The organism is Prevotella brunnea, from assembly GCF_008016795.1.
Taxonomy (GTDB): Bacteria; Bacteroidota; Bacteroidia; order Bacteroidales; family Bacteroidaceae; genus Prevotella; species Prevotella brunnea.
The window spans coordinates 28333-54302 of sequence record NZ_SDIK01000011.1 but is presented as its reverse complement, the minus strand read 5'-3'; the positions used below and the strand labels follow the sequence as shown (position 1 = coordinate 54302).

27 protein-coding genes and 2 tRNA genes are annotated in these 25970 nt (G+C 47.4%); 11 read left to right on the top strand and 18 right to left on the bottom strand.

The annotated features are described in order from the left end of the window. The first annotated feature begins 61 nt into the window (after positions 1-61). Positions 62-202, top strand: coding sequence for a hypothetical protein (locus ETF27_RS11150; protein WP_158635970.1), 141 nt, complete (start codon positions 62-64; stop codon positions 200-202). 47 nt (positions 203-249) lie between these two features. Here ETF27_RS11150 and ETF27_RS01760 read toward each other — a convergent pair whose 3' ends face one another. Together ETF27_RS01760 and ETF27_RS01755 are read right to left on the bottom strand one after the other, a co-directional pair. Beyond that, positions 250-1044, bottom strand: a complete 795-nt coding sequence (locus ETF27_RS01760; protein ID WP_130830691.1) for a HincII family type II restriction endonuclease — start codon at positions 1042-1044, stop codon at positions 250-252. Further along, positions 1041-2582 carry an Eco57I restriction-modification methylase domain-containing protein gene (locus tag ETF27_RS01755; RefSeq protein WP_147785402.1) on the bottom strand — a complete coding sequence of 514 codons (1542 nt, stop codon included), beginning with the start codon at positions 2580-2582 and terminating at the stop codon, positions 1041-1043. Before ETF27_RS01755 ends, ETF27_RS01760 begins: the two co-directional genes overlap by 4 nt. 177 nt (positions 2583-2759) lie before the next feature. Between ETF27_RS01755 and ETF27_RS01750 the strand changes: the two genes are divergently transcribed. Both ETF27_RS01750 and ETF27_RS01745 read left to right on the top strand, forming a co-directional pair. Beyond that, a complete protein-coding gene (locus ETF27_RS01750; RefSeq protein WP_147785401.1) occupies positions 2760-2975 on the top strand; it encodes a hypothetical protein in 216 nt (71 codons plus the stop codon). A gap of 454 nt (positions 2976-3429) precedes the next feature. Beyond that, entirely contained in the window at positions 3430-3678 is a 249-nt protein-coding gene (locus ETF27_RS01745) for a hypothetical protein (protein WP_147785400.1), read from the top strand. Here ETF27_RS01745 and ETF27_RS01740 read toward each other — a convergent pair. Together ETF27_RS01740 and ETF27_RS01730 are read right to left on the bottom strand one after the other, a co-directional pair. Further along, positions 3675-3932, bottom strand: coding sequence for a hypothetical protein (locus tag ETF27_RS01740; protein ID WP_147785399.1), 258 nt, complete (start codon positions 3930-3932; stop codon positions 3675-3677). The two genes, ETF27_RS01745 and ETF27_RS01740, sit on opposite strands and share 4 nt — an antisense overlap. A gap of 948 nt (positions 3933-4880) precedes the next feature. Then, positions 4881-5267 (bottom strand): hypothetical protein, encoded by a 387-nt coding sequence (locus ETF27_RS01730; RefSeq protein ID WP_147785397.1) that lies wholly within the window; start codon positions 5265-5267, stop codon positions 4881-4883. A 1565-nt stretch (positions 5268-6832) separates the two neighbouring features. Between ETF27_RS01730 and ETF27_RS01725 the strand changes: the two genes are divergently transcribed. The 4 genes from ETF27_RS01725 to ETF27_RS01710 all read left to right on the top strand — a co-directional run bounded on the left by ETF27_RS01725 (position 6833) and on the right by ETF27_RS01710 (position 9659). Continuing rightward, entirely contained in the window at positions 6833-7579 is a 747-nt protein-coding gene (locus ETF27_RS01725) for a hypothetical protein (protein WP_147785396.1), read from the top strand. 113 nt (positions 7580-7692) lie between these two features. Beyond that, positions 7693-8403 (top strand): hypothetical protein, encoded by a 711-nt coding sequence (locus ETF27_RS01720; protein ID WP_158635969.1) that lies wholly within the window; start codon positions 7693-7695, stop codon positions 8401-8403. Positions 8404-8431: 28 nt separating this feature from the next. Then, complete coding sequence (locus ETF27_RS01715) at positions 8432-9094, top strand: ParA family protein (protein WP_130829835.1); 663 nt, start codon at positions 8432-8434, stop codon at positions 9092-9094. 49 nt (positions 9095-9143) lie between these two features. Beyond that, positions 9144-9659 (top strand): DUF2339 domain-containing protein, encoded by a 516-nt coding sequence (locus ETF27_RS01710; protein WP_147785394.1) that lies wholly within the window; start codon positions 9144-9146, stop codon positions 9657-9659. 108 nt (positions 9660-9767) lie between these two features. Here ETF27_RS01710 and ETF27_RS01705 read toward each other — a convergent pair whose 3' ends face one another. Together ETF27_RS01705 and ETF27_RS01700 are read right to left on the bottom strand one after the other, a co-directional pair. After that, positions 9768-10778 carry a DNA cytosine methyltransferase gene (locus ETF27_RS01705; RefSeq protein WP_147785393.1) on the bottom strand — a complete coding sequence of 337 codons (1011 nt, stop codon included), beginning with the start codon at positions 10776-10778 and terminating at the stop codon, positions 9768-9770. Between the two features lie 32 nt (positions 10779-10810). After that, complete coding sequence (locus ETF27_RS01700) at positions 10811-11770, bottom strand: HaeIII family restriction endonuclease (RefSeq protein ID WP_147785392.1); 960 nt, start codon at positions 11768-11770, stop codon at positions 10811-10813. A 119-nt stretch (positions 11771-11889) separates the two neighbouring features. Between ETF27_RS01700 and ETF27_RS11145 the strand changes: the two genes are divergently transcribed. The 3 genes from ETF27_RS11145 to ETF27_RS01690 are packed head-to-tail and all read left to right on the top strand — an operon-like array spanning position 11890 to position 13032. After that, complete coding sequence (locus tag ETF27_RS11145; protein ID WP_158635968.1) at positions 11890-12120, top strand: hypothetical protein; 231 nt, start codon at positions 11890-11892, stop codon at positions 12118-12120. Between the two features lie 33 nt (positions 12121-12153). Next, entirely contained in the window at positions 12154-12576 is a 423-nt protein-coding gene (locus ETF27_RS01695) for a hypothetical protein (RefSeq protein WP_130829833.1), read from the top strand. A gap of 12 nt (positions 12577-12588) precedes the next feature. Continuing rightward, entirely contained in the window at positions 12589-13032 is a 444-nt protein-coding gene (locus ETF27_RS01690; protein ID WP_147785391.1) for a hypothetical protein, read from the top strand. Positions 13033-13363: 331 nt separating this feature from the next. Here ETF27_RS01690 and ETF27_RS01685 read toward each other — a convergent pair whose 3' ends face one another. The 10 genes from ETF27_RS01685 to ETF27_RS01640 all read right to left on the bottom strand — a co-directional run bounded on the left by ETF27_RS01685 (position 13364) and on the right by ETF27_RS01640 (position 23062). Beyond that, complete coding sequence (locus ETF27_RS01685; RefSeq protein WP_147785390.1) at positions 13364-14380, bottom strand: hypothetical protein; 1017 nt, start codon at positions 14378-14380, stop codon at positions 13364-13366. Positions 14381-14531: 151 nt separating this feature from the next. Continuing rightward, entirely contained in the window at positions 14532-16430 is a 1899-nt protein-coding gene (gene rho / locus ETF27_RS01680; RefSeq protein WP_147785389.1) for a transcription termination factor Rho, read from the bottom strand. Between the two features lie 143 nt (positions 16431-16573). Then, positions 16574-17566: an N-acetylmuramoyl-L-alanine amidase-like domain-containing protein gene (locus tag ETF27_RS01675; protein ID WP_147785388.1), complete on the bottom strand. Its 993-nt coding sequence runs from the start codon at positions 17564-17566 to the stop codon at positions 16574-16576. Next, complete coding sequence (locus ETF27_RS01670) at positions 17563-18690, bottom strand: DUF4421 domain-containing protein (RefSeq protein WP_130829950.1); 1128 nt, start codon at positions 18688-18690, stop codon at positions 17563-17565. Before ETF27_RS01670 ends, ETF27_RS01675 begins: the two co-directional genes overlap by 4 nt. A gap of 57 nt (positions 18691-18747) precedes the next feature. Beyond that, positions 18748-19731, bottom strand: coding sequence for a Gfo/Idh/MocA family protein (locus ETF27_RS01665; RefSeq protein WP_130829828.1), 984 nt, complete (start codon positions 19729-19731; stop codon positions 18748-18750). A 404-nt stretch (positions 19732-20135) separates the two neighbouring features. Next, a tRNA-Tyr gene (locus tag ETF27_RS01660) sits at positions 20136-20217 on the bottom strand. A 6-nt stretch (positions 20218-20223) separates the two neighbouring features. Then, positions 20224-20298 (bottom strand) — tRNA-Val (locus ETF27_RS01655). 93 nt (positions 20299-20391) lie between these two features. Continuing rightward, complete coding sequence (locus tag ETF27_RS01650; protein ID WP_147785387.1) at positions 20392-21747, bottom strand: MATE family efflux transporter; 1356 nt, start codon at positions 21745-21747, stop codon at positions 20392-20394. A 12-nt stretch (positions 21748-21759) separates the two neighbouring features. Then, positions 21760-22386, bottom strand: coding sequence for a DUF4230 domain-containing protein (locus ETF27_RS01645; RefSeq protein WP_147785386.1), 627 nt, complete (start codon positions 22384-22386; stop codon positions 21760-21762). Further along, a complete protein-coding gene (locus ETF27_RS01640) occupies positions 22379-23062 on the bottom strand; it encodes a DUF4230 domain-containing protein (protein WP_147785385.1) in 684 nt (227 codons plus the stop codon). Before ETF27_RS01640 ends, ETF27_RS01645 begins: the two co-directional genes overlap by 8 nt. Before the next feature lie 345 nt (positions 23063-23407). Here ETF27_RS01640 and lipA point away from each other — a divergent pair, with 345 nt between their 5' ends. Then, the gene (lipA, locus tag ETF27_RS01635; RefSeq protein ID WP_147785384.1) at positions 23408-25234 is read left to right on the top strand and encodes a lipoyl synthase; all 1827 of its coding nucleotides are present in this window, start codon (positions 23408-23410) and stop codon (positions 25232-25234) included. On the opposite strand, the gene ETF27_RS11620 is transcribed toward lipA, so the two are convergent. Then, complete coding sequence (locus ETF27_RS11620; protein ID WP_255418145.1) at positions 25210-25332, bottom strand: hypothetical protein; 123 nt, start codon at positions 25330-25332, stop codon at positions 25210-25212. The two genes, lipA and ETF27_RS11620, sit on opposite strands and share 25 nt — an antisense overlap. Positions 25333-25395: 63 nt before the next feature. Further along, positions 25396-25869 (bottom strand): Lrp/AsnC family transcriptional regulator, encoded by a 474-nt coding sequence (locus ETF27_RS01630; RefSeq protein WP_130829823.1) that lies wholly within the window; start codon positions 25867-25869, stop codon positions 25396-25398. Positions 25870-25970 lie beyond the last annotated feature (101 nt).

Below are 25970 nucleotides of genomic sequence, written 5' to 3'. Positions count from 1 at the left end.
GGGACACTGAGGTCTCGCTGTTTTGTTTGTATTGCTGGTTGTTTTTTTTCCTCGCCGAGAGATGCAGACAACCTCTCGCTACGCTTCGAGAACGTCTGCATCTCTCGGCGAGGGCTACTCTTTTATTGCACTTCGTTTTGGAACTTGCAGACAGCCGGCAAAATACCTAAACGATAAAGAACTGAAACTCACCAAGATATAGCCAGCCTGTTTCTTGTCAGAAAAGAGCAGATGGAATGTTGTTTTTCCTTAACTGTTTTCTGTGTTCAAAATATATTTTCGGAAAGGTTCAATAAACTTTTCACGCATCATAACCATTCTTGTTTCTGCACTGTCCACAAATACTTTCAGGTAATGTCTTGCCCACTCCTCCATTGTTCCACTCCAAGATTGATCAAGATCGCAAACGTGAAATTGTATCTGTAGAGCTGCACTCCAATTTATATAAAGTGCTTCGGGTTTTGCTTTAAATAGATTTGCATAATGCGCATCAGTACATCTCAAATGTTTTTCCTCTTCAGTCCAATCTATTTCAATATAATCAATCCCCAAAGTATCAAATTCTTCATTGTCTATCATCAGTGCGCACATCCTTGCTAATTTGTAAGCTGACACTATGTTAGGTGCCATTGCAGACTTATCAATGTTTCTTGTTTTCACATCTATGATACCATAGTAGTTTGGTTCATGGTAGAGTATATCTGCCGTATCATTCTGTTTTTCTTCAAATAGATTTTCCGGTGTCCATTCCTTTGTAGCTTTGTTTCCCCTATTCAGCAAAAATAAAGCTGTCGGAGAATCAAACAGGGCATATTTTTGTTCAACGGTTATATGCTTGGGGTGTCTCAAGTATATATCGTTGAGATATTCATATTGTTTGAAAATGTTATTTGGGTATTTCTGTTTTAATATTTTATACACGCATTTTTCAAAAGGTTCTCCGGCAGCATGCCCTGAGAGTGTTCCGGCCGATGCTTTGTTTGGACGTTCAACCCTTTGGTTTTTCATTCCTTTCGTTAGTTTTTCAAAGTCTTCCTTTTTCATAATTCCAATCTCTTAAAATAACTGTCAATATGTTTTATATGCGCAGACTCTCGGCTTTTCAGATATTCTCGCACTTCTTTTGTAATCATTGCATGCAGTCTGACTTCCTCTTCCGATTGCCAATTGATGGGACGAAATGGAATACTTGCAATAGGTGCTTCCGAAAACTCCACAATGGCACCTTTTACAATCCCATTCAATATAAGCCATTCAAAAACATCTTCACTGTTCAGATAGGCTAAAATATATTCGATAGACTCTTTGCAGCACGGCTTCTTAAATATGGCTGTTACATCCTGCGTCGGATAATATTCTTCCGAAGCATAACAAAATCTGAAATAATCTTTGTTGGAAACACGTTCTTTGCATGGAACGAAAATTCTCGGCTCGTTTCGTTCAAACATCTTTTGGTTTCTCGGAAAAACAAACTCCCAATAAGGAATATCCCTTTGATAGCTGTACCTATTGGCAAGTTTTTCTAAATAAGGTTGAAAATGCGCTGCAAAATGGGGATATTTTTTGCAGAATTCTTTCTCTGAGATCCTCTCTTGAACAAAGATGTACGGAGTAAAAGCTTTCGATTTGTAGGGACAGAGGTCTTTGGCTTTTATCACTTTGATGAGCTTTTTCTTCTCTGCCACATTCAACGGTTTCACATCCTTCAACTGAAATGCCACATCAAGTCCGGAAACCATACCATTTCCAATGTCGCAGAAGTCGCCAATGCGATGAAGTTCTTTCTCAAACAGATTACTGTTGAACTTTACACATTTGTTTTCAAAATTCTCCAACCGCTTTTGTGTATCTTTCGTTGCCAAAAGCCATCTGCTGTTTTCTTTGAAATGTGGAATTACACAAAAGTCAAAACAGCTCTTGTCTGCCAATTCCTGCTGCGTAGGCAGCCCCTTACTCTTATTATATTGATAGAGCATAATGGATGTTCGTTTCTCTGAACTCTTGATAAATCTAAAAATAATAAATGAAGCTGTTACCTTTTCAAAAAGTGGTGTCTCCTTGAAATGATAGATTTCAGTGAAATATCCCTGCCTGCACATATAGTTACGCAGCGTTTCGGAATGAGTGGTATTCATCCAGTATTCCGTACAAATAAAGATCAACTCTCCGTTTTCTTCAAGATGCTCAATGCTTTTAAGAATAAAGATGAAAAGATAGTCGCACAAACTGTTAAAGTATTGATTCCATAAATCATTTTTTGATAACTCTTTTTTCAGTTCCGGCTCTATGTTTTTCCACCTTATATAGGGAGGATTGCCTATGACAACATCATACTTTTCAGCAGTGGATACTGATAAAAAATCGACAAATCTGATACAATCATGGTGCGCCCCTAATGTCGGGTCTATTTCGTAAGCAGTGAGGTTTTGAAATCCATGTTGGAAAAGAAAATCAAGAAAAACGCCCTTACCACAAGATGGTTCAAGTATTCTACTGTCTTTCTGATGAGAAATCAGCGATACCATGAAGTCTGCTATAATGGGAATGGTAAAATATTGCCCGTACTTATTTTTCTCTATCATTGAATATTCGTACTTGTAATAGTGCCACAAACTTACAAAAAAAAATCCGTTTTTGTGTTGATAAGAAAAAGATTTTAGCCTTTCAGCCTGATAACCGATTGAGTACACTTTACCCGTTCTTTCGCACTTCTTTTAGCGAAAAAACATTTATTATAGGGAATTTCAGCTAATTCCATTTTGAAAATCCCCATAGTCTGTCGGGAAACACAGGTAGCTCTCATGGCAAGTCGCATCCGTCAGACACAGTTTCTTGTTTTTAAGACCGTCTTTCCATTTGTCGTAAAATATGCGCCGAAAGCTGTCTATGCCAAAAGTTTTGACAAGACGATTGCACATGCCATTTATAATCTTCCCATCCTTGATGGGATTGGAAGGGTTTATGGGTACAAATAATATATCAACACTGACAAACTATCAGTTAGGAATTTACTGAATATTCCTAAATAACGCGTCGAAGGGCAAACTTTCGTCATACAATAGCTAAACTTTTGTTTTTCAATAGCTTAGATTTCTCCTTCCAATAGCTTACCTTTTACACCGCAATAGCTTACCTTTTGCACCGCAATAGCTTAGCTTTTACATTCCAATAGCTTAGCTTTTGGAAGACTGACCTTTTTTCACTGAAAAACAATCAACCGGAAATCATGTGATCATGGTAAAATTATTATGCAAATATCACATAATATATAATTATATTTTTATGTTTTTTATTCTATTTTACACGAAATAAAAGAATATTTATATATTTATCTATAACTGCTTTTATATATTTTTGAAAAATTCAGAATACAAAAAGAGGGTAAGAGGAGTTGATACATATTTATATATTTACATTATTCGTAACTTTATGGCGACAAACACCGGACAAACACAAATCAGGCAGAACATAAATGCTCGTTCGCAATATGTTTTCACCGGAGGGAAAATAATATCCGCAACGAAAGAAAACCATTCTCCAAATGGGCAACAGCCTGCCCCACCGGTTGGTTTTGCAAAAAATCTCTTTGACAAAACTCTGTTCATCGTTGAAAGAAACTTTGCCATTCGTTGGAAAAACTCTGTTCATCCGTTGGAAGAAACTTTGCCCATTCGTTAGAAAAAACTGTTCATCCGTTGGGAGAAACTTTGCCATTCGTTAGAAAAACTCTGTTCATCCGTTGGAAGAAACTTTGCCATTCGTTGGAAAAAACTGTTCATCAGTTGGAAAAGCTTTGTCAAATCGTTGGAAAAACCCTTTCCTGCACACCTCCTTCCAGTGCTCATGGCGATGTTTCTCTCGCGCTGCAGGCACAAACGCTTTGCCGGTGTGCAGGGAATGTCCGACAAGCGTCGCACGCCGGTGAATCGCAAGCTTTGCGGGAGGGGTGCCAGCGCAATCATGCACCGTGAGACCGGGCAGATGATGGCTTTCGCCTTACGCCGCGCCGCGCGCCGGAACCATCAACTCGGGCGCGGCAGCGTGGTTCCACGACTTCAAAACTTCGGAAACCGGGCACAAAAGACACGAAACGGGAGCATGAGCTGTAAACTATTTTCAATTTGTTCCTTTTTTGTCGTTGCGGAATGAAAACCACAAATCAAAAATTCCTCCCGAAATGTCGCGAGAAAATTTATATATTTTATATCTGCCTGATAACATGATATTTACGAATATACATATTTAAATTTATAATCATAAATATTCACAGATGCGGAACATATATCGGCAGACTTTTAGCAATATACAAACGAAAAAGAAAGAAAAAGTCATTGTTTTGTCATCATTATTTACCTAATTATGAAAAACCCTCCCAAAGCGTCGAAGCAAAACTCCCCTTTCGTCGGAATAGTGCTCCACGACTTACTAAATTGTCGCCACTACCCTACTATTTTGTCAAGGCTTTCTTACCAAACTGTCGCCACAAACCTACCAACTTGTCGTTAATAAACTTCGCTAACCATTGTGTATCAATACTTTGCATGGGCTTATATAATATCTTATAAAGATATATCAATGAATTCAAATCGAAAGATGAGTTTTAAATTTTAAAGTTATTGTTTTTATGATGCTTCGCTTTCATGATGATTTTTACAAGTTTTCTTGCGACCCTCCCTATTTGTCGCACCAACCTTTTTTGCATCTTCTGCCCTCCTTCCCCATTGCCCGTTTCTTTTTTGTCAAAGCCTCGTTCACTTTTCGCTCCCCACGCTTGCAGCGTTCCCGATTTGTTGTTCGCGTTCCGCGGGGTTTGTCGTCGGCACCCCTCGATGTTAATTTCTCATTGGCTCGCAACCTGCTGTTTATCAGGCAGCCCCGGGTCATTCCCCCTGTTGCTTTCTTGCTCCGGTTTCTTCTCGGAAGTTTTGCGATACACTTTCTACATCGCGTTCCCCGTCCCTTTTTCTATTCTTCAAACTCTCCCTTTTGTCGCTCCCCCACCCCATTTTCTGCACTTGTTTCCTCCACCGTGCAAACAAATTCTTCCTTCTTTTCGAAACTGTCACGGGCGAATTGCGCCTCGAAATTTCCCATTCTTTGTCTCCAAACAAAGGCACGAGTTTTCTCTCCCTATTTGTCGCACCCTCCCATTTTTTACCTTCTCCTCCCCCGGCTTCCCTTTTTGTCGCCTTAATTCCTTTCGTTTTCTCTCCAACCCTACCTTTTTGTCGCTCTTCAGCCAATGCCCCCACCTCCATGCACCCCATTTTCGCTGCAAAAACCAAGCTTTTGCAGCGACAAATAAGGAAACTGTTTGCTTATATCTCACCATTTATATTTATTTTACTCTGTTGAAATAGAACATCTTACAGCCGATTATTCAACAAAAACTTAGCAAACGCCTGAAACATTTCACTTTTTTGTCGCCATTCCCCTTTAACATCCACCTTAACCCCTTTGAAAATCAGATGATTACAGCCATTTTTACATACCCCGAAAATACCTTACTAATTTGTCGCATCTCCCTTTTTCCGCCCTTTTCTTCCCTTTTTGTCGCCAAAGTCTGTTCTTTTCTTCTCGTCCGCTCCCCTTTTCCGGCTTTTTGGCGCAACTCCTTCGCCGCGATTCCATTTCCACTCCCTCCGAAAACCGGTTTTCAGCTACCGCCCTACCCTATCCGCTGCCGTCAGTAATTTTCTTCCTCATTTGTCGCTCTTGGTTCTCGGTTTTCTTTTTCCCTGCCCTTTTCGCATTTCCGCTCCCTCTTGTCAATTGTTCTGTACAAACACATAAATATATAAATATACAAAAGATTAAAAAGCCCCCACCTTTCCTTTGCTCTTTTTGCTGCTATGAGGGTTGAGGTTTTTTCGCTTTTTTCCCACGTTGTGCAACGACCCGTGGCAGAAGACGAACCTGCCATGAGATTGTTTCCGGGCTTCCCTCCCCCACCCTGCCTATATATATGTGAGTAGAAGTTCAAAAGGAAGCGTGCAAATCTTTCTTTGTTTTTTGCTTTCCGAACGACAAACGAGGCTCTGTTGCCACAATTGTTTTTTTTGCACACCTGCTTCTACCTTTTTTTTCTTCTTCTGCTTTTTTCTTTTTCTGCTTTTTTCTTCTTTTCCCCAATATTCATTCCCCGATTTGCTGTTTTCAGCCTTTCGTTCTTTGTTCTCTCCGACCGATTGCACGGAGGAACTTCATGAGCCATAAGCATTATGGCGATTTTGTGGCTTTCGGCTTACGTTGGTTAATATAAATATATAAAGACATAAATACATATAAATGCCGTTTTTCATATATTTTCGGTTCAGATTTGTCTTTTTCAGCTTTTTATCGTATATTTGCGCAAGGTTAAGTATATATCTAAATATATGGTTGTTCAAACATGGGGATAGATAAATATATAAAAATGTATTTAAGTTTATAATCTCTATTCCCATACAAGAATAAACAGAAACATATATGAATGATAATATAAAACATTGAAAATGTAAACATACTAATATGTAAATATATAAAAACATAAATAGAACGAAGTCTAAAGTTTTACGGTTATTATGCATAAAGATATAAATGTTTAAAAAAGGAAATATGTTTCTATATAAACATGTTGAAAGATGAAAATATAAATACAAGGATGAGTAAAAACAAGGAAATATAATTATGCGGAAATATGATAATATAAAAAGGTGAAAATAGAAATATTTAAGAATATGTTTAATTAAAAACATGAAAGTGTGAAAATATAAATATATAAATAATTATTTTCTATCTTGGAATGAATGTATTATCATGTGTTAATATAAATATATAAAAGAATGAATATATGGTTAATCAATTTCAAATCAGCAAGGTTCAGAACGAGTTGATGAACTGGTCGTTCGGAATTGGGGTGGCGATGCTCATCTTGGGATTTCTCGACGGTTTCTTCGGTTCGGGCACAGCGTTTCAAGGCGAACTTGTGGCAGGTGTGAAGAGGGTGGGGCAGAGTTCGCCATTGAGCTTGGTGGAGGACCTCACCTTTTGCGTTGCCAATCTGTTGATGTGGTGGGTTCTGCATCGTTGTTTGGTGCGTCGCGGTCATTTCGGCATGCAGCTTGCCCTCGTCACAATGATGGTGCTCACGGCGTTGGGTGCGGTGATTGGCATCATTCCCTCCGGCGATGTGCTCACGGCGTCGGGCTTTTATCGTCAAACCACGTTTGGCGCGTTCCAAAGTCGTTTTCCGTTTTTCAATTCCTTTGTTGTTTATCTTGCCGGGTTCGTGCTCGGCACCGGTTTGATTCGCCGTTACGGTGGTTATCTCCGTCTTTATGGATGGGCGTTGGTTGTCTTTCCCCTTCTCGACTCTCTGTTGCAGTCGTTCTACGTCTATCTCTACACCTCCGTCGGCGGACTCACCCTGAACGAGCTGAACACCTATCACGGTCTCGCGCAATTGGCGCAATTGGCACTCGCCATCGGTTCGCTCGCTCTCTTGCGCCGCTCCGTTTCGGTGGATGCCGACGAGCGTCCCGACGACGGGTCCGACCTGAACCAGCATGGGGCAATACAGTATAAGATAAAAAGGTAAATACGTGAAAATGTGAAAAGATATACATATTTCTATGTTAATATATAAAAATACAGAATGTTGATAATCAGAAATTTATTAATTACGAAATACCCATTAATCAACCTAATTAAATGTTAAAGTGTATGGAGCACATGAAACTCAATGAAATTCCCATTTTGGTGGAAGAGAAGCGACTAATCAGAGTTTGCTTTCCGGTGTATATGCTGAGTCTGTTCGGACTTTTGTATGCCTTTCTCACCCAGCCGGACATCATCTTTCCCGACGACCTCATCCCCGACCGGTTGCTGTTCAGCGATTACGTGTCGCTTATTTGCGAGAGCACCGCCCTGTTTGCCTTTTCCGGTTTGATCTATGTCTTCTATCAGGCGTTGGAACGCATCATCGATTACGATCGCGTGCTGTCCGCTCGTTTCTTCCTGATGGCGAGTGTGCTTTGCGTGCCCTTCTACGTGCTTTCCGCCAAAATCGGTACGATGTGGTTCGGAACTGCGGGGCTGCCCGGAGCGTTAGATTTGTTTTCCAACATCCTGATTGTCATCTTCCTCTTCAGCACGCTAAACTCGTTGTGCATCCTTTATCTGTCCACCGAGGAGAAGTTGCGCGTTCTTTCCCAGCGCGCCCTGTTGTGCTATGTGGGCATGCTCGTTTTGGGACTGTGCTTCTTCCTTCTTGCACTGACGTCCGTTCCCAACTTGCTGCTCGCGTCTATAGCCGTCGTTCAGCTCGTGCTTGCTGCCCTTGTTTTCAAGAGTCTGTACGCCATGTTGGGTTATTCCCCCTATGAAGAAGAATTGAAACGGCGCACCGCAAGTTGTGAATGAAGTGAAACCATAAATTACAGACAGAAAAATGAAAAATATAAAAGTAGTATTTGCCAATCAGAAAGGTGGGGTGGGGAAGAGCACACTCTGCATCCTCTTCGCCAATTACCTTGCCTATAAGCGCAAACAAGTGTGTGTCATTGACACCGACCTTCAGAAAACCATCCTCATGCAGCGACAGAAAGATGCGCAGGTGTATGAAGATGCCGAAGAGCCCTACACGGTGCAAGGCTTCGACGTGAGCGAGCCGGAGATGATGCAGCAGCTCATGGACTCCGCCTCACGGGTGGAAGGCTTCGTGCTCTTCGACTCTCCCGGCAACGTCAGCGAAGACGGACTTGTTCCCCTCTTCGCCAATGCCGACTACATCGTCTGCCCCTATGAATACGAAGACAAGACCCTCGATTCCACCGGTGTCTTCGTGCAAGTCATCAATGCCCTCAAGGAGCATAATCCCACCATGCACGCCCAACTCTTCTTCGTGCCCAACCGCATCGATCCCCGCATCGGAACCATCGATGAGCAACGCATCTGGAACGCCACCAACAGCATTTTTCAAAAGATAGGAAAGGTAACTCCCGTGGTGAACAGTCGCGCCACGCTGAAACGCATCAACACCTTCGAACTGCTTGCCACCCAGCGCGATGCAGTGAAGGGCGCGTTCGATTACATGTTGAAGCACATGAAGTAAGATTTCACCCACGAAACCAAAACAGAATACAATAAAAAAAACATAAGCTATGGTAAAGAAGAAAACCAGCGTGGTGCTGCCCGGCGGCATCGCCAACCTCGTACATCAAGTGCAGGGAGCTGAAACCCCTGCCACACCCGAAAAGAAAGAAGAAACCCCGAAGCCGGCGGAACCCGTTCGTCCCGCCACTCCCGAAGAGCCATCGCCCACTCCGGAGAGCACCATGCAACCCACACCCGGCGGTAAAGACCGTTCCGCCCCCGCTGCCAAGAAGTTGCCCAAGGCCGAAGGCAAGGAGTTGGCACGCGAATACACCCTTGCCATCGACAACAGTGAGGAGAGCTGGCAACTCTTCCTCGACCTTGCCAAGGAATACAAGCGGCGCGACACGAAGCTCGCCACCGTCTATATCGATTCCGACCTCAAGAGTGTCCTCGACCGTCTGAAGTCAGCCTCCAGTGTGAAGCTTCCCTCCACAGCCATCCTCAGCTCCATTGTCGCCCGCTTCATCTTCGATCACGAGAAGGACATCAAGAACGCCATCTTCGGCGAGAGTCTGCTGTAAGAGAAATCCGTTCCTCCCGAAGCATTGTGGTTCGGAGGAACGGACAAGAGCAAGGTGTGTGGAACGGATTGATTCTGTTGGTGTGCGTGCAATCTTGATGAACGGAAGTTAATTTCTATAATCAATTTCATGCCTGTCCAAAGCATTTCTGATGCTTTTTGCCACGTGGCAGGCAAGGTTTACCGGTACGGCGTTTCCCACCATTTTATATCCGATATTTACGTCATTGTACACGAACTTGTAATCATCCGGAAACGTTTGCAGCCTTGCCACCTCCCTCACCGTCATTCTCCTATAGAGGTGTTCTTTTCCCGGGACGAAAATTTGTTCGTTTTTCCCTATTTTCAACATCTTTGGGGCTTGAGGGTGCAGTTGGCATTGCCTTCCGCTTGCCTGTACGGTGAATCCCGGTTCATCCCAGCTCCTCACCCTGTTTCTTGACATGAAGATGGGCGAGTACGACCCTGTGAAATATTCGTGATTGGGGATGATGCACCTCTCCCCATTGGTCTTGTTCTTTTCCAATGCCGGCAGCGCGGTGTCCTTCAAGTCCCAAATGCTTTCGCGCAGCGTTGGTTTGTGGGCTGATGGTTTTGGATATTGAAAGTCATGAATGTTCAAGTCTTTTCTGAATCCAACATAAAAAACCCTGTCTCTGTCTTCAGGAACATCGAAATCGTTGGCGTTGAGCATTTTTAGGTTCACGTCATACCCTGCTTCTCCGAAAAGCCGTATAAACTCCCTCACCGCTTTCTTGTTTCGTTTTGCCAGCATGCCCGAAACGTTCTCGGCGACGAAGAACAGTGGTTTTACCGTTTTCAATATCCTTATGTATTCGTAGAACAGTTGTCCGCGCGCATCGTTTATTCCTTTCAAGGTGCCGGCTTCGCTCCACGATTGGCAGGGAGGTCCGCCAATGATGCCCGTAACTTGTTTTGGAAAGCGTTCGGCACTTACCCATCTTATGTCTCCTTCTATCAAGTGGGTATCAGGAAAATTTATCCTGAACGTCGGACAGATTTTAGGGTCGAACTCGTTGGCAATCACCGTATGGAATCCGGCATTATGAAAACCCTTGTCCAAACCGCCCGCTCCCGAAAATAAGCTTATTAGTTTCATCTTTAATCCCCTGGTGTTTTATGAATGTTTTTTTACCATTTGCAATTGAATTTTATATTGATTTCCGCCGGCATCCCCACAATCTGTATGTCGAACTTCAATGATGTGTTTACTTGCTTTTCCGCGTTGTGCAGTCGGAATGAAAACTGCCATCCGTTGTCCAAACACAAGAGTAGGGAGGTTTTGCTGTTGGGCTTAAAGCCGATGTGTAGCAAATGTTTGGGGCATTGAATATGTGGGACTTTCAAGGTGGGTTTGGAATATTTTCCCGGTAGGTTGAGCGTCCCATACATATTGAACGACTGGATTGTTGTCAGACGTTTCTCGTCAGTGCTGACAACCTTGTAAAAGTCGTATCTGCTTAATAAGTATTCAATCAGCTTTTTGGGAATTTCAGGGTGTTTCCTGACTTGTGTCGTTATTTCCTTCGCGAACGCATTGAGTAGTGGAACATAGACTTTTTCTTCTTTCCCGACCAAGTCTTTGAATAAAGTTCCTTTTGTTTTTTCCCTTTCCAGAACATCGAATACCGGTTTTATTTCTTTCCAATAGGTTTCCGAGCATGGGATACCGTACCATTTGCTTCCGAAATCAAGATTTTTCGCTATTCTGCTGTGCTTAACGGCTTGATGGTTGTGCTTAATGCTCAAGCCTATTTCCCATACAATATCCTTTCGTTCGATGATGATGTCCCTTACATCGGCTGTTTCGCCTCGCTTATCGGGTTGGATATATAAGGTCAGTACGTCATCTTCGCCATTTCTCTCCATTATGTTTGGCTCCAATGCGAATATCGTGTCTATCGTAGATAATGCACTGAGTGTGTATAATGTCCGGTTGCTCTCGCAAAGAGTGTTCCACGCGTTTTCGGCAGCTTCAAAACTGCTGTTCTTGAAAATCTCGACAGACCTCACCCTCGCGATGGCATCCCGCAGTGCGTTCAAACAGGCGAATTCATAAGCCCTTCCGTGGTTGTTACTTAATTTGCTCATTTTGCGTTTCCATGGGAATTCATCCCGATGGGGAGTTGGTATAATGTTGCAAAAATAGGAATTATTACTCGAATTCAAGACGTTTTCATCGTTATTTTATGGAAAGTTAATTGAAATTCATGCGAAGGTTAAAGATTGGTGCGCGGAACTCGGTAGGGGCGGAGGGAGTGAACACGCACCGGTGCGCCATCGGGCAGGGGAACAAATTTTGGGGAGAAACGAATGTAAGCTCCAAAACGAAGTGCAATAAAAGCGTACCCATCGGCAATGGAAAAAAGAAACGAAATTCGTGGCATGGCAGTTTGGCGGTTTTGAATATTTTGCGTAAATTTGCCGTGTCGCTTCCATGAAACCCATGGGAGCGCGATGGAGAACAGACCGTTATGAAACCGAAAAAGAAACCCACATACACCCTGCCCGTGGCAATCTGCGCCGCCGTGCTGGTCTTCGGTTCGCTCTTGTTGGCAATCCTCATGGCCACGCGCGACATGGCACCACCGAGGAAATACGAGGTGGATATGTCCGGAACGGTCATCGGAGTGGACACCACATCGAAGATACCCGTGCTGACGAAGGAAGAAGCCGAAGAAGTGCAGGTGAAGGAAAACAAGAAGGTGGACTATGTGCCCGCCGATGAGAGCGAAACCGGTGAGAAAATTCCCGAGCCGGAACCCATCGTCGTGCCCTCCACGCCACCTGTCGCAAAGGAAGAACCGGGTGTGAAGGCAGAGGAACGCACCGCCGTGCCCGACGTCAGTGTCCGCCGGCCCGACATTAAGAATCCGCGAATAGAACCGATAGAGTAGGGGGGGAGCGACATGTGGAATAAATTTATCAATCTTCTCTCTGCCCTTTTCACCGCCCTCAATGTGGGGGTGGCGTTGTGGTTCTATCTCACCACCGACGAGATTGCCATCCCTGCTCATTGGGAAGCCCTCGAAAGTGCGTGGGGCTATGGCAGGTCGTGGCTCATCCTTCCGCTTTCTGCCCTTTCCGTGTTCATCTATCTGCTCTTGCGCTATAGTCGGCGGCACACCCTTGTGAACCTCCCCTTTGCCGTTACGAACAAGGTGGCTGCTCATCCGTTGATAGTGTCGATGATGAGTCGTGCCACGTTCCTCATCACCCTTGCCCTTTTCTATGTTGTTCTTGCCGTGGCGCAACTTGTCCCGCTGCACAATGTTCTTCTCTTTCTTCTTTTTTTCCTTCTTCTTTCCGATGTCGTTTGGCACGTCATAAGAATCTATCGCGTAAGGAAGTAGGGCTGTTCCATTGCGAACCGTTGCAATTCCAATCCCTCGTGGGGACAAACACAGGGTTTACAATCCCCACGAGATTGATTTTTCCGGCGTAATGGAAATTTGGAAGGCTGAAAAAGTTCCAAATTTCCATTACATAACAGTTATTAGCTCACACGCTCACAATTGGTTGATAACAATATGGCTTATCACCTGATTTAACTCTCTTGTTGTCAACAACCCTGCAATTTTCTCTCGCTTCTACCCACTACGTCTTCAAAAGCACGACAAACAAACTGATCGGTAGTCAAATAAAATCAGCACAGACGTTAATGACCGGTTTGAGGTTAATCTGCTATTTTGAAGGAACAAAGTCATGCTTTGCCCTCATAAGTGCTTTGCTCAAGGCTGGTACATTGGGCAGAAGCTCAACTGCCTCCTTGCTATTTTTGATCTTCATCTGCCGCTTGGCTTCGTCTTTTGTCAGATATTCAGCCTCTACGGTATAGAAATCCTCAACATAGTTATAGACAACCTCTTTCTTCTTTACACTGGAATTGACTGAATAGAACGTATGGCTGAGGGATAAATCGCCCATGGTGTATTTTCCATCTTCCCGATACGGTGTGAACATCTGCCCAACACTTATATAATTGAATTTGAACTTTACCACAAAGAATTTGAACTTGACCGTATCTCCTGCTATGGCGTCGGGAATCTCAATCAAAGAATGGTTGCCCCCAGGCATATCGTACTGAATTCCAAACGGCTGACCGGCTTTCATGATTTTCCAAACTGTGGCATCTGCTGTCTTGGAAACGACCTTTTTATCTTTGGCCACCAAAGGCTGACGCTCAAAAAGGTTCACTTTCGTTACATCATAAGATTTGGTCATACCCTTAGCCATGAGTTGTCGCAACCCCTCAGTACGATACTTTATCTTTCCTTTTCCATTGATTGGGATGAAATACTCCACGACTCCCTCCGTAATGAACGTGAGATTCTTATTCTCGAATTGATAGTTTCGTTGCCAACCTCTCAATTTCACATAGTCGGCCTTAGGTTTATCCTTGCCTCGAACTGAAACCGAACTGACAATAGGGGTCATCTCCAGATTCTCTTCCGCTCCCCCATTAATCTGAAATTCGACAGGTTCGAAGGCGGAATGCACTACATCAATCTTTCCAACCGACAGCATTTCGGCGGTCAACAGACCGTCCTCTTTGGTTATTCCCAACAAATGCCCCTCTGAGTCCATCACCAAAGCGCCACCAACCGGTGTCTGTGTGACGCTGTTTGTCAAAACCTTCTGCGCCTTTGACTCTAATCCTAAAAGACAGAAGGTTATCAATACAAAACATAGTCTTTTCATGAGTATTTCAATTAATTAAAGTTTCCATAACTTAGAACTTGCAAACGCTACAATTAAAGAACTTCTAATATTACGCTTCATAAGTTCATCCACCTTGGAATTATTTACTATATTTAACATTTCATAGTGTCAAGTTGTTTTCGAGCTTTGCTTATCCGTTCATTGACAGTAGGAATTCTTCGTTGTCTTTTGTTCTTTCCAGTTGAGTGCTGACTACGTTCATTGCTTCCAGCGATGTCATGTCGGCGATGTTCTTGCGCAAAATCCACATGCGGTCGAGCGTGGTCTTGTTGTGTAGCAAGTCGTCTCGGCGTGTGCTCGATGCCACGAGGTTCACTGCCGGGAAGATGCGTTTGTTGCTGAGGTTGCGATCGAGTTGCAGTTCCATGTTTCCCGTACCCTTGAATTCTTCAAAGATTACCTCGTCCATTTTCGATCCCGTGTCGATGAGTGCCGTGGCTATGATGGTGAGCGAGCCGCCTCCCTCGATGTTGCGTGCTGCTCCGAAGAATCGTTTTGGCTTTTGCAGGGCGTTGGCATCCACACCTCCCGTAAGTACTTTTCCCGAAGCCGGTGCCACGGTGTTGTAGGCGCGTGCCAGTCGTGTGATGGAGTCGAGGAAGATGACTACATCGTGTCCACATTCCACCATTCTCTTTGCTTTCTCCAGTACGATGCCTGCTATTTTCACGTGTCGTTCTGCCGGTTCGTCGAATGTAGAGGCAATGACCTCTGCGTTTACGGTGCGTGCCATGTCGGTAACCTCCTCCGGTCGTTCGTCTATGAGCAGCATCATCAGGTATGCTTCCGGGTGGTTTGCTGCGATGGCGTTGGCAATGTCTTTCATCAGGATGGTCTTACCTGTTTTGGGTTGTGCCACGATGAGGGCGCGTTGTCCTTTTCCGATGGGTGAGAAGAGATCTACCACGCGTGTGGAGCGATTGGTGGTTGCCGGGTCGCCGCAGAGTGTGAATTTCTCGTCCGGGAAGAGTGGTGTGAGGTGTTCGAAAGCCACGCGGTCGCGTACTTCGCCGGGTTGTCTGCCGTTTATTTTGTCAATGGAGGTCAGTGGGAAATATTTTTCTCCGGCGCGTGGTGGTCGTACATGACATTCCACTACGTCTCCGGTCTTCAATCCGTATTGTTTCACCTGATTGACTGCGACGTACACATCGTCGGGTGAGGAGAGATAGTTGTAGTCGCTCGACCTTAGAAATCCGTATCCGTCGGGCATGACTTCCAAGACGCCGTTGGCGGTGATAATGTCGCTGAAGTCGAATTTGTTGTGGTCTGCCTGTGTGGAATGGTCTTGATAGAATGTCGGCCGGTTGTTTCCCGCGGGCATTGTGGGTCGGTCGAGCATGTTGTAGTCCGGCAGTGCGCCTTGGTCTTCCACCGGTATGTCCACCACGGTGATGAAGTCGGTGCCGTCTCCCGGGTCGCCTTCCCACACTTTTCCTCCGGTGTCTGCCGTTTTTGTTCCGTTCTGTTCGTTGTGGGCGTTCACCTTGGCTTGCAGTTGTTCGATAAGGTTTGTGTCGGTTTGTGCCTCCTCCTTTTCGTTTTTCTGTTCGGCGGTTTCTTCCGTTGTGTTGTTCGTTTCGGACTGTTCGCTTTGCGGTTCTTCTTTTTCTGCTTTTTTCTCCTCCGGCTTTGCCTTTGTCGTTTCTTTTTTCCGCGTTTGTCTTGTTGGTTTTACCGGTTCCTCGGTTTTTTCTTCTTGTTCGGTTGTTTCTTCGGGAATGTCCTTAAACAGTGAGGGTTGTGGTTGTTGTGCTCCCATGGGTTTGTTTTTCTGAACGTCGAAGTTTTCGCCTTCTTTCCCATGAACGGTGTACACTCTGTCGGTGTCTTTTCGTGCTATTCTGGTACGTTTTCTCTTGGTGGTTTCCAAGGGGTGTGTTGCTCCGGCATTCATTGCCTGTCTGTCTAAAATCGCGTAGATAAGTTCTTCCTTATCATCGTCTTTCTTATAATCAGCGTTAATTTTGTCGGCAATTTCTTTCAACTCGGAAATGTTTTTGCCCAATAAGTCTTCTTTACTTAACATAAATAATTATGTGTGCGAGATTTTAATTTTGTGAGAAACGGGGTTTCGAGACCGGAAACCCCGCGTATGTTAAAAAACAGGGGCAAAGTTACGTTTTTTCTTTTGTATGTGCAAGGATTTTTCCTGATTTATTTTTTTTTTCGTTACTTTATTTTGGAGAGGCAGAGGCGTGCAACGCGGATGCCGGGATTGTGGGGGCGTTCGGCAAGGTAATCGTAGAGTGTTTCTTCGGGTTCGATTACTGAGTTTTGGTTTTTCTTCAGGCTTGATGCGTTGATGAGGTGGAGTCCGTCGTGGTGCCATACGGCGATGCCGAGGTGTGTTGTGTCCAAATTTTTCTTGTTGGTAACGATGGCAATGAGGTCGCCGTCGCGGATGACGGTTCTGAGCAGTTTGGAGTTTTTCAGTTCTTTTTTGGGAATGTAGCGCACGTTGGTGCCGTTGGTTTTGTCTTCCATTTCTTTGATTCGGCTGATGCGTTCGGGGTGGTTGCGCAGCATGTCGTAGGCGTTGCTGTTTTGGCTCATGTAGTTGATTTTCAGTTTCTGCACTTCGGTGAAGGGTGGGTTGGGTGTATGGATTTCCCTTACCAGTCCCATTTTTTCGTTGTCTGTTACCCACCATTGATAATAATGCAGCCGGTTCTCATAGCTTATTTTTCCGCCCCGATAGCGAATTTGTCTCAGCAGGTTGGCGAAGTCGCCGAAGGAGGTTTTCCCCCTGTTTGCGCACAGTGCGATGGCTGCCACGTTTTCGAGGAATGTGGTGCAATCCATTTCTCTTAGGTTCACGGTGAGTTGTTCCTCTTTGTTGCGGTCGAGCGTGTGTGCCACGTAGGGTGTTCCGATGAAGCTGCGTGCCACGCGCAAGATTAGTTCGCTCTCTGCGAGTTGTTTCTCGTCGTGCACCAATTGGCTCAACAAGCGTTCCACGCCGGCAGAGTCTTCGGCGGTGGCGGACAGTTGCATGGTGGTTGTCTGCTCGTGGGTTGTTTGTGCCGTGTCCTTTTCTGTTTCCGCTTGTTTTTCGGTGTTTTCCGTTTGTTTTGTTTTCGCTGTTTTGTTGGCACTTGCGTTGCAGGCTGTCAGCAGTGTTGCCGCGACGAGTGCTCCGTAAAATCCATGTAATCTGCTCATTTTGCCTTGTTTTTTTTCTTTTTCCCCTTTCTTCCGAAGTTGAACCCCGCGTAAATGTTGATGTTTCCGAAGAGGTTGTTGGTGGAGAATTGGCTTCGCCTGTAGTTGTAGGCATGCAGTATGGCACTTGTTCCCGCGTACCACCGGGTGTTGTTCCATACGATGCCGAAGCGTGCCGTTCCGTCTATATTGAGGTTTTTGGTTGAAAATTGCCTGAGCGAGAAGCGTCGGTGTTCCATGTCGCCTTTGGTTCGTTTGTAAGCCAGCCCCAGCGTTATCGACCCTGCCATGAGCCAATTGTGTGCGAACACCCAGTTGTAGGCATATCCGCCCGAGATGCTTATGTTGGAGTATTTCACTCGTCCGAACATCATTGTGCTGTCCAGTCCGGCTTCATCGGCTTTGTTGCCGAGTTTTTCGGTGATGATTTTGTTCAGTTCGTTCCAATTCACCGAGAGTGTGTGTTTCGTGTAGCCAATTCCGAGGAGGGGGCTGCCTGCGGAGCGGCGTTGCACCGTGCTTTGGCTGAATGCTGCCGGATAGGAGAAGCGGCTGTGGTTGAAGATGTAATAGATGTTCAGACCTTTCACGGTGGAGGTGAGTCCGCCAAAATCCGACCCTTCCACGTTGCGTGTGTCGATGTTTGTGCCGAGGTTCAGACTGCGTATTTTGTAGTCGTTGCCCGTCTTCCGATAGTAGAAATCCATGCCCACCATGGAGCTGTACAGGCTCAGGTCGTATTCCTGTCGTTGTTTGTCGTCGCCGCCGAAGTTGATGTGCTTCACGTCGAGTGTATAGCCGAGGAAGATCCATTGCCATCCCACGAATGGTCCGATGCGCACGCTGGGTTCCGGTGCGAACACGATGTTTTGTCCTTCCTTGTTGTTGAGTCTGTACACCTCATAGTTGTTGGTGTTTTGCAACATCACGGTGAAGTTGTAGAGTTGCGGTTCGATGTAGTTGGTGTCTATCTTGTTGAATCCGCGCGCCATCTTCTCCGCTTTCTTCAGTTGTCGCGTGTACCATCCGCTTTTCTTCTCCACGCGCATCCATCTTACGGTGTCTTGTTTTTCGACTTGGGCGCGAGCGGACAGGTGGGAGAGCGATGTTGCCGCGAGCAGCATCGTCAGGAGGAAAGTCCCGATGGGGTGGTGGAAGAATTTTGTTGCCGGCAATTTTCTTTATATCTTCTCTAAAATCCTGTCCATCACCCAATTGGTGGGTGTGGCACTGACACTTGTACAATCGCATTTCCCGAAGCCCTGCAGGTCTTCTACCACCGAGCGGATGAGGGGCAGCTGCACGTAAGGGGGGTTGGGCACTTCGATGTCCTGCCGACCTTCTCCCGTGTAGAGGTGGATGGGGTCGTAGGTATAGACCGAGAATGCCACGCGCCCTTTGGTTCCGAAGATTTCGATGCGGTCTTCTCTTGCGCTCTCGTGCGACACGAAGCTCCACGCGCCACTTCCGTTGAGTCCGCTCTCGAAGCTGAACACGGCGTTCACCGTGTCCTCCACGTCGTAGAGTCCGGCGCGGTTGGCAACATATCCGTGTGCTTTCACGATGATTCCGAAGAAACTTTGCAGAAGGTCGAGCTGGTGGGGAGCCAAATCGTAGAAATAGCCCCCTCCGGAAATGTTCGATTGCAGACGCCAGGGCAGTTTGTCGTTCAGCTCGTAGTCAAGGTCGCGTGGCGGAACGGCAAAGCGCACCTGCACGGTGAGCACCTTCCCTATGGTGCCGCTCTCCACGATTTCCCTCACCTTATTAAAGTAGGGCAGGTGTCTGCGATAATAAGCCACGAAGCAGGGCACTCCCGTCTGTTCCGATATGCGGTTGATGCGCACGCAGTCCTCATACGATGCTGCCAATGGCTTCTCTATGTAGCAGGGTTTGCCGGCTCGCATGGCCATGATGGCGAAGGCGGCGTGCATGGCAGGCGGCGTTGCGATGTAGATGGCATTCACGTTGGGGTCGTCCACGAGCAGTTGCGCATCGGTGTACCAATGTTTTATGCCATGTTTGTTGGCATAGGTGCGTGCTTTTTTCACACTTCTGCTGAACACCGCTTCCACGTGCGACCCTTCCACTAAATTGAATGCTGGTCCGGATTTGCGTTCCGTTACGTCGCCGCATCCGATAAAGCCCCAACTGATTTGTTTCATATGCGTGTCTTTTTTGCAAATGTACAAAAAAATCTCTTATTCCGTGAAATGCGTTCCCGAAAATCTTTCCGCCGTTGTGTCCTTTCCCCATGAATCGTGTGCAATTCGCCCGTTGTGTCCTGATTTTTTTATGCCGCCCGTGCAAAGCTTAACTTTTGCCCGGCAAAAGCTTACCTTTTGCAGTGCAAAAGGTCATGAATCGGAGTGCAAAAGCCAAGCTTTTGAATCCCAATTAATATTCTTCTGATTATCAGCAGGTTGGGAGGCATGCCCCGGTTTCTGTTTTTGTCATCTTTTTTCGTGGCGGTGGTCGGATGGAAAGTTTGAAATCAAGCCCTTGTTTTCCCAAGCGGGGAAAGAAAAAACCGAACCCTCATGAAGGATTCGGTGGTGTGTGCGTGGAGTGGGTAGTGATGGATTCGAACCACCGAAGCAAGAAGCAGCAGATTTACAGTCTGCCCCATTTGGCCACTCTGGAAACTACCCGATGGGTGGGCGTTGACGGATTCGAACCGCCGACCCTCTGCTTGTAAGGCAGATGCTCTAAACCAGCTGAGCTAAACGCCCTTACTTTTTCAGTAAGCGGGTGCAAAAGTAATGTTTTTTTTTCGCACGTGCAAGTTTTTCTGCAACTTTTTCTGTCTTTTTTTCTTTTCTCGTTCAGCGGTTGTATTGCCACACCTGTTTGAGTCTTCGCAGGAAATGATAATAATAGAGCAGTCCGGCAGTGGTCAGTGCGAAGGGGAAGGCGAGCCAAATGCCGAGCAGTCCGGTTTCCATTCTGATGCCGAAGAGATAGCCCAGGGGCAATCCGATGACGAAGTAGGCGAGGAATGCCGTGTACATGAGTGGTTTCACGTGGGCGAGTCCGCGCAAGGCGTTTCCGTAGGTGCACTGCATGCCGTCGCCAAACTGATAGATGATGAGGGGGATGATGGTTTGCGCCACGAGGCGGCTCACGTCGGCGTCATCGGTGAAGATGGTTCCCAGACTGTCGCGCCATGCCATCACGGGCACCGACACGGCGAGTGCGATGAGCAGGATGAGATGGAAGCCTGCCGCCGCCGTCGCCTTCACGGCTTTGTAGTCGCGTTGTCCGGTGAAGTAGCTCACGCGAATTGCCACTGCTGCTCCCATGCCGTAATACACCATGTAGAAGAATTGCGAGATGGTGAGCATCACCTGGTGGGCGGCGAGCGATGTCGTGCCAATCCATCCCACCATGACGGAGCTAAGGCTGAACGCTGCCGTCTCCATTCCCATTTGCATGCTGAGTGGGAATCCTATCTTGCACAGACGGCGGATGTCGGCGCGGTTGATTGGCAGTTCGCCGAAGCCTTTTTTATACACTTTGTAGCGAGGCATGAAGAGGAAGACTGCCACGAAAGCCACTGCCATGACGATGCGCGAAATCATGGTGGAGAGCCCTGCGCCATAAAGTCCCAATTCGGGGAATCCCCATTTGCCGTAGATGAGTGCGTAGTTGCCCACGATGTTCAGCAGGTTGCCTCCGAGCAGAATCCACATGGGCGTTCGGGTGTCGGTGGTGCCGTCGGAGAGCTGTTTGAAGGTGTTGAACCATGTTACGAAAGGCAGCGAGAGGAGATTCACGATGAAATAGGGTCGCATCAGGGGCAGAAGCTCTTCAGGCTGTCCGAGTCGGTGGAGGTTCAGATAGAGCAGTGTCATCACGCCTACCAAAAAGAATGCCAACAAGGTGTTGCTCACGAGCGAGTTCTTCAACATTCCGCCTATCTTCCGGTTCTCTTCCCTTCCGTAGAGCGAGCCCACGATGGGGGTCAGTCCGTAGGCGAAGCCCATGGCAAAGATGAGCACGAGCACGAACATATTGTTTACGAACGCTGCCGCACCCAATTCCGCCGTACTGTGCCGACCTATCATGAGCGTGTCGGCAAAACCGAGCACGATGGTTCCGATTTGTCCGATGATGATGGGAACGCCCAATTGCGTCAGGGCGCGATAATGCGTGTAATAAGGCTTTATTTGCGTGAACATGCTTCGGTTTCTTTATTTTCTTTTCTCTTTCTCAAACTCCACGCAGACGTTCTCGTATCCCATGGATTTGAGCAGTTGGGTGAACTGTCTGCGTGCGTTCTCCCTCGCCACGTCGATGTTCTCCCTCGTCATGCAGCGTTGGAGCATTTTCCGATGAGCAATGTCGTAGAGCCGTTTCATGTCCTGTGGCGTCCATTTGCCTTTTTGAAAGAACGACTGGGAGCGTGCCTCGTCGATGAAATCCTGACTGAGCAGTCGGATGGGGGGCAGCGTGGCAACAATCACGCTGTCGTGTTCCACGCGAATCCATCCCTGTCGGGTCTCGCCGAGGTTGATGCCGAGCCGGAGAGTTCCGTAATAGATGCGCGCCAGCTCCGCATCGATGAAGAGACCGGGTTTTACGGAGTCCACCAGTTCTTCGTCGTCGATGGCAAGGAACTCCCATTCGCCCATGTCGCGAATGCTTTGGATTTGTTGCGGCGTGATGTCGATGCGGTTGTCCACCGTTATGCCCACGTGATTGCCGGTGTTCAGCCGGTGGCAGTAGTTGAGCAATCCGATGATTAGTGCGATGCCGATGACGAGGAGCAGTGCCGCTGCCTTGGCGTGTTGGCCGATGAACCGAAGCAGACTAATCATGGCTTGCCCCCTTTCTCTCTGTGGTTGTGGCATCGAGCAGCGAGGAGAGGTCGGCTCCGGTGAATTGTTTTCTGAAACTTATCGTGATGTCTTCCTCCCTATAGCCCATTGCCGTGAAGATGGGCAGGAGTTGTCGCGCCGCGCTCCGTCTTGCCTGTTCCATGATGCCCGTCCGCGGTAGGGCAGTGAGAATCTGACTTCTTCCCTGTCGCTCGTAGGCAGTCAGTTCCTCATCGGTGAAGTTGCGGCGAGTCAGTGCCACGTACTGCTTCACGCCATCGTGGTCTATCTTTGTCGCCGTAAGGGCGATGCGCGGGTCGGGCAGGGTAATGCTGAGCTTGCTTCCCTCGCGCCGGATGTTTGCCTCGCTGAAGCCGTCGAAGTCGATGTATGCCTTCAGTGTCGCACTGACGGGAATGGCGATGCGTCGTTCGCCAAGTGGCAAGTCAAGGCTGAAATCTTTTTGCAAGAGTTTTCCCGACACTTTCGCTTTGTCGTTGTGGGTGATAATTTTTCTGATGCGATATTCTGTGGTGTAGAGTCGCGAGCATTGTCTCACCTTCAGCACCATGAGGGGTATCGTGTCGATTGGCTCGGCTGCCGGTGTGGTGTCGCCGTGCTTGGAACAGGCGACGGCGAGCAGTGCCGTAAGCAGGAAGAGGATGATTTTTCTCATAAGCGTTGCTGAGTCTTGCCCCATTGTTCGCCACCTTTCTCTCTTGGCGCAGATGGGGATTTCGATGGCGCAAAGTTAGGAATTTCCCCCCGATTATGCAAGTCGGAAGGCGAGTTTTAGGACAAAAGCTCGTGTGGGATTGCAAACTTATAATTATAAATAACCCTAAAATCTTATCCAAAGAAGCTGTTTCGGAGTTTTATTTGTACATTTAATTAATTTCACTTTTCAAAGAAAGAAAAGCGAAAAAGTGGCTCGTTCCCTTTTTTTTCGTACATTTGTAGCCCGATAAACTCGCGGGAACGATTTCCGCGGGACAGACAAAACAAAAACGACAAGGAGACAATGAAATACATCATCATTCCCGACAGCGCGGAAATCCGCCGGCTGCCTTTCTATTTCGCCGTGGAAGAGTATGTGGCACGCACCTATACCGACGACGATTACTTCATGGTGTGGCAGGTAGAGCCCACCGTCATGCTCGGACGCAACCAACTCATCGCCAACGAAGTGGACACCGATTACTGCCGACGTGAGGGCGTGGACATCTTTCGCCGGAAGAGTGGCGGCGGTTGCATTTATGCCGACAGGGGCTGCTTGCAGTTTTCTTACATCTCCTTCGCAGAGAATGTCAGCTCGGCCTTCGTCGATTACATGAGGGGAGTGGCGGAAATGCTTCGCTCGCTGCACATCAACGCGCGTTTATCGGGCAGGAACGACATCCTCGTGGAGGGGAGAAAGGTGGCAGGCAGTGCTTTCTACCGGCTCAAGGGGCGCAGCGTGCTCCACAACTCACTCCTCTTCGACACACGTTTGGAACACCTCTCGAAGGCACTCACGCCCTCGGGTGAGAAGCTGCGGAGCAAGGGGGTGGCATCGGTGGCGCAACGCGTGACGAACATCGGACAATACACCGAACTCGGCATAACGGATTTCATCGCTTACGTGCGGAAATATATGTGTGGCAGCGAGGGGCGCACGCTCACCGAGGCAGACATGACTGCCATCGCCGCGATTGAGCGGGAACTGGCTTCCGATGAGTTCACTTATGGGAAAAACCCGAAATACACCGAGATACGCTCAAAACGGTTCCCGGAAGTGGGCACCATTCAGGCGCACATAGAATTGAAAAACAACAAGATAGTGAATATCAATCTCATGGGCGACTATTTCCTGCTGGGCGATCTCGACCGCGAACTGCTCGATGTGCTGCGCGGAACCGACTTCACTCGCGAGGCGGTGGCAAAACGACTTGAGGGCATCGAACTTGGGACTATCATCCGGGAACTGACCATCGACCGGTTCCTGCGGCTTCTCTTCGGCAGACCGCCTCACGTCATGAAGCCCGATTGGCTGAAGATCGACCTCCGCTCGAAACAGTCTTCGGGCGAAACGGCAGGCATCCTCGCGCGACATAAGATGAATACCATCTGCACCAGCGGACTTTGTCCCAACCGAACGGAATGTTGGATGGCACGCACTGCCACGATGATGATAGGCGGGGAGGTGTGTACGCGCAAATGTCGCTTCTGCAACACGCTCAGCGGACGACCCAAACCGCTCGACACGGAAGAGCCGCGCCACGTGGCAGAGACGGTGAAGGCACTCAAATTGCGCTATGCCGTCATCACATCGGTGGATAGAGACGACTTGCCCGACTATGGTGCCGACCACTGGGTGAGGACGGTGGAGGCGGTGCGCAACATGAACCCGGAAACGAAGATTGAACTGCTCATTCCCGATTTCATGGGGAACATGGAACTGCTGGGGAAGGTGCTGGAAACGCGACCGCACGTCTGCGGACACAACATGGAAACGGTGCGCCGACTGACGCCCTCTGTGCGCAGTGTGGCACAATACGACCGAAGTCTGGCGGTGCTGGCGGAGATAGCTCGCCGTGGAGTTCAGGCGAAGACGGGCTTCATGCTCGGACTTGGCGAGACCCACGAGGAACGCTTGCAAACCATGGAAGACATCCTTGCCGCGGGCTGTCGGCGGCTCACGCTCGGACAATATCTGCAACCCACTGCCAACCATCTGCCCGTTAGCGAATATGTTACTCCGGAGCAGTTTGCCGAATACAAGCGCATTGCTCTCGAAAAGGGTTTCCGCCACGTGGTCAGCGGTCCGCTCGTGCGCTCTTCTTATCATGCGGCGGAAACTGCCGAATGAGGGTGGCGCGCCAACCCATCGGACACTTGCTTTCCGAAGGGGCTGATGTTCGTCTCGGAGGGGTGGGGCAGCTCCTTCCGGGACATGAATAATTCCATTCCGATTGTTTCGGAATGGAATGTTCATGCGTCCCCGCCCCGTCTTTCTTTCCTTTGTCGCTGTCAGCGAATGGGGATGCCGTGCGTGTTTTTCACCACCGACACCACGAAGTTGCTGTGCAGATTTCCGATGCACTCGATGTTTCCCAACGTGTTGAGCATGAACTCTTGATAGTCGTTCATGTCCTTGGCATACACCTTGATTTGGAAGTCGTATTCGCCACTGGTTTCAAAACACTCCGTAATCATTTCGATGTCCTTTACGGCATCGGTGAATTTCTTGATGTTCGGCAGGGTGTGCTGCTTCAGTCTTACGTTGCAGAGCACGAGGATTCGGTTCCCCACCTTGTTGCCGTTCACCACCCCCATGTAATGCTCTATGTAGCCTTCGCGCTCCAATCGCTTTTGGCGTTCAAAGGTGGGAGAGGGCGACAGATGCACCTTCTCGGCAAGTTCTTTTACCGTGAGATGCGAGTCTTGCTGAAGTATGCGCAAGATTTGCAAATCGACGGCGTCTAAGTTTTCAGTCATTTCCATTCTGCCATAAGTTGAAAATTCAGAATATTATTTTTGATTATTCTCTATATGGGGGCAAATGTAGCATAATTTTCCGAAATACACAAAAAAGTTTGCTTATA